The 15,496-nt window shown below is 72.9% G+C and carries 10 protein-coding genes; 3 read left to right on the top strand and 7 right to left on the bottom strand.

The genetic code is table 11. The features are described from left to right. Positions 1-38: 38 nt before the first annotated feature. From BX286_RS27605 to BX286_RS27580, 6 genes are read right to left on the bottom strand one after another with little or no spacing between them, the layout of a single operon-like run. Positions 39-1,373, bottom strand: a complete 1,335-nt coding sequence (locus tag BX286_RS27605; protein ID WP_121016595.1) for an LLM class flavin-dependent oxidoreductase — start codon at positions 1,371-1,373, stop codon at positions 39-41. A gap of 30 nt (positions 1,374-1,403) precedes the next feature. Continuing rightward, the gene (locus BX286_RS27600; protein WP_187344203.1) at positions 1,404-2,342 is read right to left on the bottom strand and encodes an ABC transporter permease; all 939 of its coding nucleotides are present in this window, start codon (positions 2,340-2,342) and stop codon (positions 1,404-1,406) included. Further along, entirely contained in the window at positions 2,339-3,157 is an 819-nt protein-coding gene (locus BX286_RS27595; protein ID WP_121016594.1) for an ABC transporter ATP-binding protein, read from the bottom strand. Before BX286_RS27595 ends, BX286_RS27600 begins: the two co-directional genes overlap by 4 nt. A 6-nt stretch (positions 3,158-3,163) precedes the next feature. Beyond that, positions 3,164-4,207 (bottom strand): ABC transporter substrate-binding protein, encoded by a 1,044-nt coding sequence (locus BX286_RS27590; protein WP_100862680.1) that lies wholly within the window; start codon positions 4,205-4,207, stop codon positions 3,164-3,166. A 22-nt stretch (positions 4,208-4,229) separates the two neighbouring features. Continuing rightward, the gene (gene ssuE / locus BX286_RS27585; RefSeq protein WP_079430216.1) at positions 4,230-4,784 is read right to left on the bottom strand and encodes an NADPH-dependent FMN reductase; all 555 of its coding nucleotides are present in this window, start codon (positions 4,782-4,784) and stop codon (positions 4,230-4,232) included. A gap of 20 nt (positions 4,785-4,804) precedes the next feature. Beyond that, a complete protein-coding gene (locus BX286_RS27580) occupies positions 4,805-5,734 on the bottom strand; it encodes a TauD/TfdA family dioxygenase (RefSeq protein WP_079430215.1) in 930 nt (309 codons plus the stop codon). A gap of 1,161 nt (positions 5,735-6,895) precedes the next feature. On the opposite strand from BX286_RS27580, the gene BX286_RS27575 reads away from it, so the two are divergent. Genes BX286_RS27575 through meaB form a run of 3 tightly spaced genes read left to right on the top strand, consistent with a single transcriptional unit; the run spans position 6,896 to position 11,973 of the window. Further along, entirely contained in the window at positions 6,896-8,767 is a 1,872-nt protein-coding gene (locus BX286_RS27575; protein WP_079430214.1) for a methylmalonyl-CoA mutase family protein, read from the top strand. Then, entirely contained in the window at positions 8,764-10,974 is a 2,211-nt protein-coding gene (gene scpA / locus BX286_RS27570) for a methylmalonyl-CoA mutase (protein WP_079430213.1), read from the top strand. The genes BX286_RS27575 and scpA overlap by 4 nt, the downstream gene beginning before the upstream one ends. Positions 10,975-10,986: 12 nt before the next feature. Beyond that, complete coding sequence (meaB, locus tag BX286_RS27565) at positions 10,987-11,973, top strand: methylmalonyl Co-A mutase-associated GTPase MeaB (RefSeq protein ID WP_121016592.1); 987 nt, start codon at positions 10,987-10,989, stop codon at positions 11,971-11,973. Positions 11,974-12,012: 39 nt separating this feature from the next. Here meaB and BX286_RS27560 read toward each other — a convergent pair whose 3' ends face one another. Then, a complete protein-coding gene (locus BX286_RS27560) occupies positions 12,013-15,483 on the bottom strand; it encodes an NACHT domain-containing NTPase (RefSeq protein WP_121016590.1) in 3,471 nt (1,156 codons plus the stop codon). Positions 15,484-15,496 lie beyond the last annotated feature (13 nt).

The following is a 15,496-nucleotide window of genomic DNA, read 5'->3' as shown; positions in this document are numbered from 1 at the left end:
GCGGAGCTCCACCCGCCCCCGGGCGTAGGAACGGCCGCTCAGGCGCTCTGCCCGGCGTACCGGTTGGCCGGGCGCGGCAGGCCGTAGTGCTCGCGCAGGGTGCTGCCGGAGTACTCGGTGCGGAAGAGGCCGCGGCGCTGGAGGACCGGTACGACGTGGTCGACGAAGTCGGTCAGGCCGGTGGGCAGGACGGGCGCCATGATGTTGAAGCCGTCGGCGGCGCCCTGGGTGAACCACTCCTCCAGCTGGTCGGCGATCTGCTCGGGGGTACCGGCGTGGACGCGGTGGCCGCGGCCAGCGCCGAGGCGGGCGATCAGCTCGCGCAGGGTGAGCCCGTCGCGGCGGGCGAGTTCGGCGACGAGGGTGAAGCGGCTCTTGTTGCCGTTGATGTCCCGTTCCTCGGGGAGCTCGGGCAGGGGGCCGTCGAGCGGCAGGCCCGTCAGATCGGTGCCGAGCATGCCGGAGAGCTGGGCCAGCCCGTACTCGGGGACCTGGAGCTCGGTGAGCTCCTGCTCCAGGGCCTTGGCCTCGGCCTCCGTGGAGCCGATGACGGGGGCGATGCCCGGCAGGACGAGAAGGTCCTCCTCGGCCCTGCCGTACTTCGCGAGGCGGGACTTGAGGTCCTTGTAGAAGGTCTGGCCGTCGGCGAGGGTCTGCTGGGCGGTGAAGACGGCCTCCGCGTACCGGGCGGCGAACTCCTTGCCGTCCTCGGAGGAGCCGGCCTGGACGAGCAGCGGGCGGCCCTGGGGCGAGCGGGGCACGTTGAGCGGTCCGGCGACGGAGAAGTGCTCGCCGCGGTGGGCGGCCGGGTGCAGCTTGTCGGTGTCGGCGTAGATGCCGCGCTCCTTGTCGAGGACGATCGCGTCGTCCTCCCAGCTGTCCCAGAGCTTGATGGCGACGTCGAGGAACTCGCGGGCGCGCTCGTAGCGCACCGCGTGCTCCAGGTGCTCTTCGCGGTTGAAGTTGCGGGCCTCGTCGACGGTGCCGGAGGTGACGATGTTCCAGCCGGCCCGGCCGCCGCTGATGTGGTCGAGGGAGGCGAACTTGCGGGCCAGGTTGTAGGGCTCGTTGAAGGTGGTGGAGACGGTCGCGATCAGCCCGATGCGCGAGGTGACGGCGGCGATCGCGGACAGCAGGGTCAGCGGTTCGAACCCGCCGAGGGCGTTGTGGCGTGCCTTGCCCCACAGGGCGACCCCGTCGGCGAAGAAGACCGAGTCGAGCAGGCCGCGTTCGGCGGTGCGGGCCAGTTCCTGGAAGTAGGCGACGTCGGTGACCCGCTCGGGGCTGGCGGCGGGGTGGCGCCAGGCGGCGTCGTGGTGGCCGGCGTTCATCAGGAAGGCGTTGAGGTGGAGGGTGCGGGGAGCTGCGGGCATGTCTGTTCCCTTGGAGGACGGCGGGGCGGGTCAGGCGGGGACGCGCCAGAGGCTGAGGCGGCGTTCGACCGCGACCAGGAGCTGGTTGAAGGCCACCCCGATCGCGGAGATCGTGACGATCCCCGCGTACATCTGGGGGATGGCGAAGTTGAACTGCGAGGCGTTGATCAGATAGCCCAGGCCGGCCTTGGCGCCGATCATCTCGGCGGCGACGAGGACCAGGATCGAGACCGCTCCGGCCAGCCGGATGCCGGTGAAGACGGCGGGCACGGAGGCCGGCAGGATCACCTTCTGGAAGAGCCTGGGGGTGGACAGGTCCATCGAGCGGGCCAGCCGGACCAGGGTGGGGTCGGCGTTCCCGACGGCGCTGATGGTGTTCAGCAGGACCGGCCAGACGCAGGCGTAGACGACGATCGACACCTTCGAGGTCTCCCCGATGCCGAGGAGGAGCACGAAGACGGGCAGCAGGGCGAGGGCCGCCGTGTTGCGGAACAGCTCCAGCAGCGGGCCGAGGAAGACGGCGACGGGCCGGTACCAGCCGATCAGCAGGCCGAGCGGGACGGCGATCAGCACGGCAATGGCGAAGCCGCCGAAGGAACGGGTGAGGCTGGCCCGGGTGTGCTCGCCGAGCTGCCCGTCGGCGAGCAGCCCCCACCAGGCCCGGGCCACCTCGCTGAAGGGCGGCAGGAACGTGGCGTCGACCAGCCCGAGCCGGGGCGCGGCCTCCCACAGCGCGAGCAGGGCGAGCACCGCCGCGGAGCGCAGCAGCCCGGCCCGCAGCCGGCGCAGCACGGCCGGCGCCCAGGCGGCACGGCGGGCGGGAGCCGCGGGCTTCGCGGGCCCGGGGGCGGCCGCCGGTTCCGGGCGGGCCCCGGCGGGTCGCGCCGGGCGCGCGGGATCCCGTACGACGGCCCGGGCGGGTTCCGCGGTGGGTGCGGGGAGGACGGGAACGGGGGTCTCGGTGCTCATACGGCGGCCTCTTCCTTCTCCAGTTGCCGGGCGCGGGCCACCTCGTCGTGGAGCAGGGTCCAGATCTCGTGGCGGTGACGGGCGAACTCGGGGCTGGAGCGCAGGTCCTCGCCCGTCGCCCCGGTGGACCGGTCGCCGAGGGAGACCGGGACGACCTCCTTGACGCGGCCCGGGCGGGAGGTGATGACGGCCACCCGCTGGCCCAGGTACACCGCCTCCTCGATGCCGTGCGTGATGAAGACGACGGTCTTGCCGGTGCTCTGCCAGATGCGCCGCAGCTCGTCCTGGAGGGACTCGCGGGTCTGCGCGTCGAGCGCGGCGAAGGGTTCGTCCATGAGCAGCACGTCCGGGTCGTACGCCAGCGAGCGGGCGATCGCGACCCGCTGGCGCATCCCGCCGGAGAGCTCGTGCGGGTGCCGGTCCTCGAATCCGGCGAGCCCCACCAGCTCCAGGAACTCCCTGGCGCGCGCCGCGCGTTGTCTGCGCGGGACACCGGTCGCCTCCAGGCCGAATGCGACGTTGCCGAGCGCGGTGCGCCAGGGCAGGAGGGCGTACTGCTGGAAGACGATGCCCCGGTCGAGGCCCGGGCCGGTGACGGGCCGGCCGTCGAGGAGGATCTGCCCGGAGGTGGGGCGGGTGAGGCCGCCGAGGAGGTCGAGGAGGGTGGACTTGCCGCAGCCGCTGGGGCCGACGACGACCAGGAACTCCCCCTCCCCGACCTCCAGGTCGATGCCGTCGAGGGCGGTGAACTCCTCCCTGCTCCTGCCCTTCACCGGGAAGGTCTTCGTCACCGACCGCAATTCGATCTTCGCCATGGCGAGTCAGCCCTTCCCGTACCCGTTGAACTCGTTCGTGTAGAGATCGGACGGCCTGAGCGCTCCGGCCTTGATCTCGCCGCGCTCGGCGAGCCAGTCCAGCCAGAGCTGGAACTCCTTGTCCTGGATGCGCCCGCCCGGCTCCGCTACCCCGTACGAGCGCCAGTACTTCAGGGTCGCGGTGTCCTCGTTGCGGCCGCGCTTCTTGACGATCGACTCCATGCGGGCGACGACTTCCTCGCGCGGGGTGGTGCGGGACCACTCGATGGCCTTGGCGACCCCGGTGGTGAAGGTGCGGACGGTGTCCGGGTTCTCCTTGATGAAGCGCTTGGTCATCACGTAGGAGCCGGCGCTGAAGGTGCCGAGCAGGTCGAAGTCGCTGAACAGCGGGCGTATGCCGCCGGCGGCGAGGGCCTTGTCGCGCAGGAGGCTGCCCAGCACGCCGACGTCGAGCTGCCCCTGGCGCAGCGCCTGTTCGGTGTTGACGGGCGGCACGACCAGGGATTCGACCTTGGCCGCGTCGGCCTTGGCGACCCCGTTGCGTTCCAGGTAGATGTCGAGGATCGCCTGGGAGTGCGCGCCCAGGGTGTTCATGCCGACCTTCTTGCCGATCAGGTCGCGGGCCGAACGGATGGGGCTGTCCTCCCGGACGTAGTAGCCGCTGAAGGCATCACGGTCCACGCCGTAGTACGACACGACCGCCTGGACCGGGGCCTTGGCGGCGGCCAGTTTGACGATGGCCCCGTTGAAGGCGCCGCCGAAGTGGATCTGGCCGGTGGCGGCGGACTGGATGTCCTGCGGGCCGCTGATGGTGTTACCGACCCACTCCAGGGTGAGGCCGCCGAGGTGGCCGAGGTCGGCGGCCAGCTCGGGCAGGGTGACCGCGCCGACGTTGCCCTGGTACTTGAGCGTGGTGACCTGGCCGCCCGGCCGGGCGGACCCGCCGCCGGCGGTGGCGGTGCCGCAGCTCACCGCGGCCGCCGAGATGCCGAGCAGGGTGAGGAACTGGCGCCGGGTGCGCGTGGTCGGGGTGAGGGGTGCTGCGGGCATGGCGGGTCCTTGTCGGTACGGGTTACGGGGTGGCGGCGAGGTTCGGCGCCGTGGCGCGCAGGGCGTCGGCGAACTCGTCGACGGCCTGGTAGAGGTCCAGCTCCGCCTCGGGGCGCAGCCGGTCCGGTCCGGCTCCGCGTTCGACGGAGGAGTCCAGGACGAAGCGGCCGGCGGTGACGTGGCGGGCGCCGAGGGCGGCGAGGACCGGGCGCAGGGCGTAGTCGATGGCCAGGACGTGGGCGAGGCTGCCGCCGGTGACGAGGGGCAGGATCGTCTTTCCGGCGAGGCCGTCCTGCGGGAGCAGGTCGAGGAAGGCCTTGAGCAGTCCGGTGTACGAGGCCTTGTAGACCGGGGTCGCGATGACCAGGCCGTCGGCTTCGGCGACGGCCTCCAGGGCACGGCGGATCTCCGGCTCGCCGCGGCGGGCCGACAGCAGGTCGGCGGCGGGGAGCAGGCGTACGTCCAGGTGGGCGGTGTCGAACCCGGCGTGGTCGAGGCGGCGCAGCACGTGCTCGGCGACGACGACGGTACGGGAGTGGGCGGAGGGGCTGCCGGTGAGGGCGAGCAGCTTGGGCACGGGGGCTCCTCGTTGACGGATCAGGCGGAGGCGGAGGCGCCGGATGCGATGCCGAAGGCGGGGTCCGGGACGGTGTCCGGGCTGATCAGCCGGGAGGGCACGCCGTCGGGGCCCACGGGGACCTCGCCGTCGACGGTGACGCGGCGCAGGGTGCGCTCGTGGTCGTCGGAGTCGTCGACGCCGTAGTGCTGGGTGGCCCGGTTGTCCCAGATCGCGACGTCACCGGCCCGCCACTGCCAGCGCACCGTGTTCTCGGGGCTCTCGATGTGGGCCTGGAAGAGGTCGAGGAGCGCGCGCGAGTCCCGGCCGGTCAGCCCGGCGATGCGCTGGACGAAGTTGCCGAGGAGCAGGGTGCGTTCGCCGGTCTCGGGGTGGACGCGGACCACGGGGTGCTCGGTGAGGAAGCTGGTGGAGGTGAACACCTCGCGGTACTGGGCAAGGGCCTCGGGGAGGGCGTCCGGCTTGAGGGCGGCGTAGTCGTACTCGTTGGAGTGAAGGGCGCGCAGTCCGTCGGCGAGGGCGCGGAGCGGGGCGGGGAGGTGGGCGTAGGCGGTGGCGGTGTTGGCCCAGAGGGTGTTGCCGCCGTACGGGGGGATGGTGACGGCGCGGAGGATGGAGAAGGCGGGGTAGGCGGGGACGAAGGTGACGTCGGTGTGCCACTGGTTGGCGCGGGCGCCGTGGTGGGAGTCGATGCCGAGGGCGTAGCGGCCGTCGGCGGAGGGGACGGTGGGGTGCGCGACGGGCGTCCCGAGCAGCCGGGCGAAGGCCTCGTGGCCGGCCTCGTCGAGGTGCTCCTGGCCGCGGAAGAAGACGACCTTGTGGGCGAGGAGGGCGGCGCGGATCTCCGCGACGGTGGCGGGGCCGAGGTCCCCGCCGAGGCGGACGCCGCCGATCTCGGCGCCTATGCGGCCGCCGAGGCGGGTGACGGTGAGGGCGGTGGCGGTGGTCATGGGTTCTCCTGGGACACGACGAGGCTCCGCCGGGCGGCGGGGCGTGAGGATGGCTCCGCCGGTGTGGCGGGGCATACGTGAGCGGGGCTGCACCCTGCGGCGGGCCGTGACGATGGCTGCGCCGGCCGGCAGGGCGTGAGGTGGCTCCGCCGGGCGGCGGGGCATGCGTGAAGAGCTCTGCCCGGGGCGACCGAGCCGAGAGGGCTCTGCCGGGACCGGGGCCGTACGTGGAGGGCTCCGCCGGGGGCGGCGGGATGTGAGGCGGCAGCGCACCGGACCGCCCGACGGGACGGGCCCGCGGCTGACCGGTCCCGGGATCGCCGGGGGCGGTGGCCACAGGTTGGTCCGACTGACGCAGCGGGGTACGGGACCGCCGGGTCCCGGCCGCCGGTCTGCGGGGTCCGGGCCTACGGTCCCAGGGGGCGCCCGGGCCGGGCGGTGCGCCCGCTCATCCGGCGGGCCGGCCTACCTTCGGGGGTCAGGCCCCGCAGGGGACCGGACAGCGGCCCGGACACCGGCCCGGCGCGGTACAGGGGCCGGGGGTGTGGAGCCGCGGGGCGAGGTGCTGCTCGTTCGCGGTCATGGCTCGGAGCCTGTCAGCGGGGCAGGTCCCGGTCAACCCCTGCCGTTGGGGTCGCCATGGGCTACCGAACCCTCGCTGACCTGGGGCTTCCTCTCCCAGGCGGCCGAAAACCCCTGGCTGGATTTCATAGGGCCGCAACGCCGTAGCCACGCGTCTTTCGTGCGGCGGCCCGGCCGCGGGGGCTGGGTCCCCGTTCCCTGGGGCTCCGCCCCAGACCCGCGCCACACCGCAGCCGATTCGCGTGGCGAAAGCCGAAGAACCAGACATCCCCGGCCCGCAAGGTTGGCCGTGACGGTAGCCGCAGATCTGGACGTGCCCGGTCGGGGGCGGGGACGGGGTGGGGTGTCGTCCGGGGCTAAAACGAGATGACTTCGGCGCCCTGTACCGACCCACAGCAGTGATCCGGCTCGGAGCGCCGAACATCGAAGCCCGCCCCGGACGACACCCCACCCCGGGACCGACCCCGGCCACCCCCGACCCCGCACCCCGCCCGGCCAGGGCACGGGCTCATCTGGGAGGGGGAGATCACATCCGTTGGTTCTGGTAACCGCCGAGTAGCCACGCCTAGCATTCGGGCCATGACGGTCCTGCCTGACGACGGGCTCTCCCTGGCCGCCGAGTTTCCTGACGCGACACATGAGCAGTGGCAACGCCTCGTCGAAGGCGTACTGCGCAAGTCGGGCAAGGAAGTATCCGGCGAGGCAGCGGAAGCAGCGCTGTCCACGACGCTCGAGGACGGGCTCACCACCCGCCCGCTGTACACGGCACGCCCCGGCGCGGACGCGAAGGCCCACACCACCGGCTTCCCCGGCTTCGCGCCCTTCGTCCGCGGCGGCACCCCGGACGGCACCAGCGCCTCCGGCTGGGACGTGCGCCAGCGGATCGCGGGCAGTGACCCCGTACGCGTCAACGAGGCGGCGCTGGCCGACCTGGAGAACGGCACCACCTCCCTCTGGCTCACCGTCGGCCGCCACGGGGTCCCGGCGGCCGAACTCGGCCGGGCCCTCGACGGGGTGTACCTCGACCTGGCGCCCGTCGCCCTCGACGCCGGTGCCGAATTCGCCGTCGCCGCACGGGCGTTGCTCGCCCTGTACGCGGAGCGCGGCGTCGCCCCGGAGGCCGCCCGCGCCGCGCTCGGCGTCGACCCCCTGGGCCACGAGGCCCGTACCGGCGAGGCCCTGGACACCGCGCCCGCCGTCGAGCTGGCCCGCGAGGCGGCCGCGTCCTGGCCGGGCGTGCGCGCTCTGACCGTGGACGCGCTGCCGTACCACGAGGCCGGCGGCTCGGCGGCCGAGGAGCTCGGACTGTCGCTCGCCACCGGCGTCGCGTACCTGCGCACCCTCACCGAGGGCGGACTCGGCACCGAAGCCGCCCTCGGGCAGCTGGAGTTCCGCTACGCGGCGACCGCCGACCAGTTCCTGACCATCGCCAAGCTGCGCGCCGCGCGGCGCCTGTGGGCCCGGGTCGCCGAGGCCTGCGGGGCCCCGGAGGCCGGTGCCCAGCGGCAGCACGCCGTCACCTCGCCGGTGATGATGACCCGCCGCGACCCGTGGGTGAACATGCTGCGGACCACCGTCGCCTCGATGGCGGCCGGCGTGGGCGGCGCGGACTCCGTCACCGTGCTCCCGTTCGACAGCGAACTGGGCCTGCCCGACGCCTTCGCCCGGCGCATCGCCCGCAACACCTCCACCATCCTCCTGGAGGAGTCGCACCTGGCACGGGTGATCGACCCGGCGGGCGGCTCCTACTACGTGGAGCAGCTCACCGACGAACTGGCGCACGCCGCCTGGGAGTTCTTCCAGACCGTCGAGCGCGCCGGCGGACTCGCGGCCGCCCTGCGCTCCGGCCTGGTCGCGGACCGCCTCGCGGCCACCTGGGCCGCCCGCTCGAAGAAGCTGGCGACCCGCCGCGAACCGATCACCGGTGTCAGCGAGTTCCCGCTGCTGTCGGAGAAGCCCGTCGTGCGCGAGGCCGCGCCGACCGCGCCCTCCGGGGGCCTGCCCCGGGTGCGCCGGGACGAGGCGTACGAGGCGCTGCGCGCGCGCAGCGACGCCCACCTGGAGTCGACCGGCAGCCGCCCGAGGGTGTTCCTCGCCGCGCTGGGGCCGGCCGCCGCGCACACCGCGCGGGCCACCTTCGCCTCGAACCTCTTCCAGGCGGGCGGCATCGAGCCCGTCCACGACCCGGTGTCGGTCGACGCGACGACCGCCGCCGCCGCGTACGCGGCGAGCGGCGCGGACGGCGTGGCGGTGCTGTGCTCCGGCGACGCGCTGTACGAGGAGCAGGCCGAGGCGGTGGCGGCGGCCCTGCGCGGGGCCGGCGCCTCGACGGTGTTCCTCGCGGGCAGGCCCGGCACCTCGGCCGGCGCCGTGGACGAGTACGTCTTCGCCGGCTGCGACGCGGTCGCCGTGCTGTCCTCCGTACTCGACCGGATGGGAGTGGCCCAGTGAGCGGCAACAGCGGCATCCCCGATTTCTCCGAGCTCGCCCTGGGCGGAGCGGCTCCGGCCGCCACCGAGGACCAGTGGCGCGCGGCGGTGAAGGAGTCCACCGGGGCCGCCACGGGCGACCTGGTGTGGGAGACCCCCGAGGGCATCGGCGTGCAGCCGCTGTACACGGGCCGGGACCTGGAGGGCCTGGACTTCCTGGGGACGTACCCGGGCATGGCCCCGTACCTGCGCGGCCCGTACCCGACGATGTACGTGAACCAGCCCTGGACTATCCGGCAGTACGCCGGCTTCTCCACGGCGGAGGAGTCCAACGCCTTCTACCGGCGCAACCTCGCGGCCGGCCAGAAGGGCCTGTCGGTGGCCTTCGACCTGCCGACGCACCGCGGCTACGACAGCGACCACCCGCGCGTGACGGGCGACGTCGGCATGGCGGGCGTGGCGATCGACTCCATCTACGACATGCGGCAGCTGTTCGACGGGATCCCGCTCGACAAGATGTCGGTGTCGATGACGATGAACGGCGCGGTGCTGCCGGTCCTCGCCCTGTACATCGTGGCGGCGGAGGAGCAGGGCGTCTCCCCCGACAAGCTCGCCGGGACCATCCAGAACGACATCCTCAAGGAGTTCATGGTCCGCAACACCTACATCTATCCGCCGAAGCCCTCGATGCGGATCATCTCGGACATCTTCTCCTTCACCTCGCAAAAGATGCCGCGGTACAACTCCATCTCGATCTCCGGGTACCACATCCAGGAGGCGGGGGCCACGGCCGACCTGGAGCTGGCGTACACCCTGGCCGACGGCGTGGAGTACCTGCGGGCCGGGCAGGGCGCCGGGCTGGACGTGGACGCGTTCGCGCCGCGCCTGTCGTTCTTCTGGGCGATCGGCATGAACTTCTTCATGGAGGTCGCGAAGCTGCGCGCGGCGCGCCTGCTGTGGGCGAAGCTGGTCCGGCAGTTCGACCCGAAGAACGCCAAGTCCCTGTCCCTGCGCACGCATTCGCAGACCTCGGGCTGGTCGCTGACCGCCCAGGACGTCTTCAACAACGTCACGCGTACGTGCATCGAGGCGATGGCCGCGACCCAGGGCCACACCCAGTCGCTGCACACCAACGCCCTGGACGAGGCCCTCGCGCTGCCGACGGACTTCTCGGCCCGCATCGCCCGCAACACCCAGCTGCTGCTCCAGCAGGAGTCGGGGACCTGCCGGTCGATCGACCCGTGGGGCGGCAGCGCGTACGTGGAGAAGCTGACGTACGACCTGGCGCGCCGGGCCTGGCAGCACATCCAGGAGGTCGAGGCGGCTGGCGGCATGGCGCAGGCCATCGACGCGGGCATCCCGAAGCTGCGCGTGGAGGAGGCCGCGGCCCGCACCCAGGCGCGGATCGACTCGGGCCGCCAGCCGGTGATCGGCGTCAACAAGTACCGCGTGGAGAACGACGAGCAGATCGACGTGCTCGTGGTCGACAACTCCTCGGTGCGCGCGCAGCAGATCGCGAAGCTGCGGCGGCTGCGTGAGGAACGTGACGAGGCGCGTACGCAGGACGCCCTGCGGGCGCTGACGAACGCGGCCGAACGCGGGGCCGGCCAGGGCCTGGAGGGCAACCTGCTCGCCCTGGCGGTGGACGCGGCGCGGGCGAAGGCCACGGTCGGGGAGATCTCGGACGCCCTGGAGAAGGTGTACGGGCGGCACGCGAGCCAGATCCGTACGATTTCGGGTGTGTACCGCACCGAAGCAGGCGAGTCCCCGTCCCTGGAGCGCACCCGTGCGCTCGTCGACCGGTTCGAGGAGGCGGAGGGCCGTCGTCCGCGCATCCTGGTCGCGAAGATGGGCCAGGACGGCCACGACCGCGGCCAGAAGGTGATCGCCACGGCCTTCGCCGACCTGGGCTTCGACGTGGACGTCGGCCCGCTGTTCCAGACCCCGGCGGAGGTGGCCCGCCAGGCCGTCGAGGCGGACGTCCACGTGGTGGGCGTCTCGTCGCTGGCGGCCGGCCACCTGACCCTCGTTCCGGCGCTGCGCGAGCAGCTGGCGGAAGAGGGCCGTGAGGACATCATGATCGTGGTGGGCGGTGTCATCCCGCCGGCCGATGTCCCCACGCTGCTGGAGATGGGCGCGGCGGCGGTGTTCCCGCCCGGCACGGTGATCCCGGACGCGGCCCACGACCTGGTGACGCGGCTCGCCGCGGATCTCGGCCACGAGCTGTAGGCAGGACGCGGTATGCCGCCGAAGATCGACATCGACGTGTATGTGAAGGGCGTGCTCGACGGGAAGCGCGCGCAGATCGCGCGCGCCATCACCCTGGTCGAGTCCACCCGGGCGGACCACCGGGCGCTGGCGCAGCGGCTGTTGACGGAGCTCCTGCCCCACTCGGGGAAGGCGCGCCGGATCGGCATCAGCGGGGTGCCGGGCGTGGGCAAGTCCACCTTCATCGACGCGTTCGGCACGATGCTGACGGGCCTCGGGCACCGGGTGGCCGTCCTCGCGGTGGACCCCTCGTCCACGCGTACGGGCGGCTCCATCCTGGGCGACAAGACCCGGATGGAACGCCTGTCGGTGGACCCGTCGGCCTTCGTCCGCCCCTCGCCGTCGGCGGGGACGCTGGGCGGGGTCGCCAAGGCCACCCGCGAGTCCGTGATCGTGATGGAGGCGGCGGGCTACGACGTCGTCCTGGTGGAGACGGTCGGCGTGGGCCAGTCGGAGACGACGGTGGCGGGGATGGTGGACTCCTTCCTCCTCCTGTCCCTGGCCCGGACGGGCGACCAGTTGCAGGGCATCAAGAAGGGCGTCCTGGAACTGGCGGACGTCCTGGCGGTGAACAAGGCCGACGGCCCGCACGAACGCGACGCGAAGGCCGCCGCCCGGGAGCTGTCCGGCGCGCTGCGCCTGATGCACCCGGCGGACGCGGCGTGGACCCCGCCGGTGCTGACGTGCAGCGCGCGGGAGTCGACGGGGCTGGAGGAGGTCTGGAACCGCCTGGAGCAGCACCGGACGGTCCTGGAGACGGGCGGCCGCCTGGCCGCGAAGCGGGCGGCGCAGCAGGTCGAGTGGACCTGGTCGATGGTGCGCGACGAACTGCTGGAACGCCTGAAGGCGAACCCGTCGGTCCGCGAGCTGGCCCCCGCCCTGGAGACGGGGGTCCGCGCGGGCACGGTCACCGCCACGTCGGCGGCGGACCGGATCCTGGCGGCGTTCACGGGTGGTTGACGGCCTGGCGCGGGCCCGGGGTCCGGGCCCGCACCGGGGTCACCGCTGGGCCCGAACAACCAGCCTCACGTCCGCAATCAGGTCGGCGCCGCGGATGCGGGCGCCGTTCACCTCGATGGCGACCTCCCTCAATGCGGGCAGCTGCGCCATCGGTGCGATGTCGATCTCCCCGTCCCCGGTGAAGTCGCCGGTGAACCGGCAGCTCTCCAACAGGGGGAAGGCCGTGGGAATCCGCGGAATGGCGCTCCGGAGGGCTTCCTCACCGCCGCCGGAAAGTTCCAGGCTCTTGATGTCCGGCAGCGTCGCCTCCGCCGGGAGGGCGGCGAGCGAGGAGAGGGACACCCTGAGGGAGACGAGCGGCAGGGACCGCACCTCCTGCCAGTCGGCGGCCGAGGCCGGGCTGGAAGCGGGGGCGAGCACCAGCTGACGGAGCCGGGAGAACGCTCCCAGCCCCTCGAGCGCACCGGCGAAAGTCACCCCACCGAAGACGAAGAGCCTGCTCAAAGGGGCGCCCGCGGGCAGGTCCCGGACCGACCAGCTCATACCGGCGGGGCCGTCAACGCCCAGGGTCTCCAGGTCCCGCAGTCCGGACACGGCGGACAGGTCGAAGTCCGGCCGGGGGGTGGCGACGTCGAGGTGCGTGATCGGCATGCCTCCCAGGGCCGAGAGGTCCTTCAGCCCGGGACATCCGCTGAGCGTGAGCGATGTCGGGGCCGATCCTGATGTCAGGAAGGCCAGGTCGGAGACCGAGGCCCCCTGGAGCCGGAGGTCCACGGGGCGGTATCGGCCGAGGAACCGTGCCAGAGCCTCCCCGGACACGTCGCGCCTGATGTCCAGGCGCTCCGGGCGGAGGCCGAGGCGCTCGAGTTGCTCCAGCTGGTCGTCGGACCGAAGGGTGTAGTCGAGATGGGCCGGTTCCAGCCGGGCGATCACCGCGTCCGCGTAGTCGGCGCAGTCGAAGCGCCCCCAGCTCCATACGAGCTGGGAACGGACCAGGGGGAAGGGATGGCCGGCGAACCGGGCCAGGAAGGGGACTGCCGCCTCGGACGCCACATGTGAGGCCGCGATCACCACGTTGCGCGCGTCCCAGTCGTCGATCCCCTCCGGGCCCGGGAGGAGGTCCAGGAGCAACGGGCCGACCTCGGCCAGGGCCCTGGCCTCGTCCTCGTCGCTCGGCGGAATGAGCGTCGCGGTGCGGGCCTCGACCTCCGCGCGCATCTCCGGAGCGAGCGTGGTCGCGTGCTCCAGGCAGGCCGCCGCCAAGAGGTACACGCGCACCTGGGTGCGCCGGTCGGCGGAGCCGTCGCCCAGGGCGAGCAGGTCGCGGAAGATCGCCGCGCGTTCGGCGGGCCGGGCGAGGGCGACGGCCATCCGGATGACGTCCTCCCACTGGTCGTCGCCCGCGTGCCCGGCCAGCAGCCCGAAGTCGCCCTCCTCCACGGCCGCCCGCGCGCCGAGGAAGTCCTGGAAGGTGCGGTGGACGAAGTGGACGGTACCGGGGCCCGGTTCACGGAGCAGTCCGCTGCGCTGGAGGAAGTGGTCGAAGACTGCGGGTGCGCCGCCCAGGGCCGCCGCCTCCGGGACGGCGGGGAGGGCCCGGGCGATGATCTCCTCGGCCCGCGAACGGTCCATCTCGGTACGGCCGTTCTTGATCAGCCAGTAGGCGAGGCGCTGCAACAGGTCGAGCTGGGGCTCCTCCCGGAGGTCGGGCACGCGCATGTCGCGCTCGCGGTCGCGGCGGCTGATCAGCATGGAGAGCGCGGCCTCGTAGAGGTCCTTGCGGCCGTGCGGGAGGTAGCCGCGCCGGTCGCGGTGGAGGGCGCAGATCAGGCCGCACATCAGGGGGTTGGTGGCGAGTCGGCCGAGTTCGGGCTTGAGGCGTACGGAGGCGAGGAGCTGGGCCTCGTACGCCTTGAGTTCCTTGTCCTCGTCCGTACCCTGGCGGGCCGCCGCGTGCCAGCGCTTGATGAACGTGGCGACCTCGGCGGGGCTCATCGCGGACAGGGTCAGCTCGGTGAATCCCTCCTCGGCGAGCCAGTCCATGCCGACGGCGGAGGGGCGTGAGGTGACGAGCCAGCGGTTGTCGCCGTCGTACAGGTCCATCAGGTCCCCCAGCCAGGTGCGCGTCCGTTCGCGCTCGGCGTCGGGGACCTCGTCGATGCCGTCGACGAGGACCAGACCCCGCCCCGCCGAGAGCACCCGGTGCGCCCAGCCGTCGGGCTGGCCCCCGCCGAGCGGGCAACCGGCGGCGGTCAGGAACTCACGGGGCCCCGGGAGCCGTTCGCCATGGCGGGTCAGGGTGCGCAGGGGCAGGACGAAGGGGATGCGGTCCTCGAGGTAGGCCATCTCCGGCGGGAGGTCCTGGCGGCCGGCGGACATGGCCAGCCACTGCACCAGGGTGGTCTTGCCGGATCCGGCTTCACCGCGCAGCAGGACCCGGTGGCTGGCCGCCAGTGCCTGGTCGGCAGGCTGGGGGGCGAAGGCTTCGGCTATCCACCGCCCCAGGGTGGTCTCGGCGGAGCCTGCCTCACCTCGGAGCAGGATCCTGCGGTTGTCGCCCAGTACCTGGTCAACGGGCTGGTCGAGGAGGCGGCGTACGTCGCGGGTGAGAGTCGCGGGGTCGAAAGGAACGTCGTCCTGCCCTCCGTCGGCCCGAAGCCGGCCGCCGGACTGCTGGGCCAGGGCTGCGGCGATGCGTACATCGCGGTCCCGGTCCGCCGCTTCCCCCTCGGCACCAGATCCCCACAGATCAAGCACGGTCACCATCGCCCGCCCGAACGGTCCCCGGGCGAACGATCCGAGCGGCGACGTCACTTCCAGGCTCAGGTACGCCGCGTCCAGCGGCCACCGACGCGGGGTGCTGCTGAGGTCGATGCCGTAGATGGTCAGCTTCGCGTGCTTGCGGGCCACCCACGGCAGGTACTCGGCCTCGAACGCCGCGTCCTGCGCGCCCGGGAGCGGATCGCGGCGGATCAGTTCGTCCACCTTGGCCGTCAGTTCCGCCATGCCCCGGGTCTGTTCCACCAGGGCGTGGGCGACGAAGGTCGAGCGCTGGGTGAAGAAGTGCAGGATGTGCAGGCAGGCCGCTTCGAGCAGCCGCTCGTAGAAGTACGTGCCGTCCGCGGTCAGTTCGCGTTCGGGACGGCCGGCCGCACCGCGCAGCGCACGGGCGAAAGCCGTGGCGCCGAGGCGGACGGCGTCGACGTCGGACATCGTCAGGTCGCCGAGGGCGTGCAGGGTGGCGGCGAGGGCGTCGGTCACCGCCTGCTGTTCGTCGGCGGTGACGGGGCGTTCGCCGTGACGCAGGGCCTGGCGGACCAGTTTGGCCGCCAGGGTGCGCAGGTCGGACTCCGTCAGGGAGCGCTTCTCGCCCCGGAACGAGACGTAGCCGGAGATCCGGATCGGCTTGGTGACCAGTCCCGCGCCGGGGCCCTCCGTGACGAAGAGCTTCCTGACGAGCGGGCCGACGGCCGCCGAGGCCAGCCGTGTGCCGATGATCCCGGGCTCCATCTACGCGTCCCCC

This window comes from Streptomyces sp. 3211.6 (assembly GCF_003634815.1).
Lineage (GTDB): Bacteria > Actinomycetota > Actinomycetes > Streptomycetales > Streptomycetaceae > Streptomyces > Streptomyces katrae_A.
Note: the sequence above shows the minus strand (reverse complement) of the source record. Positions and strands in the feature narration are given on the sequence as shown.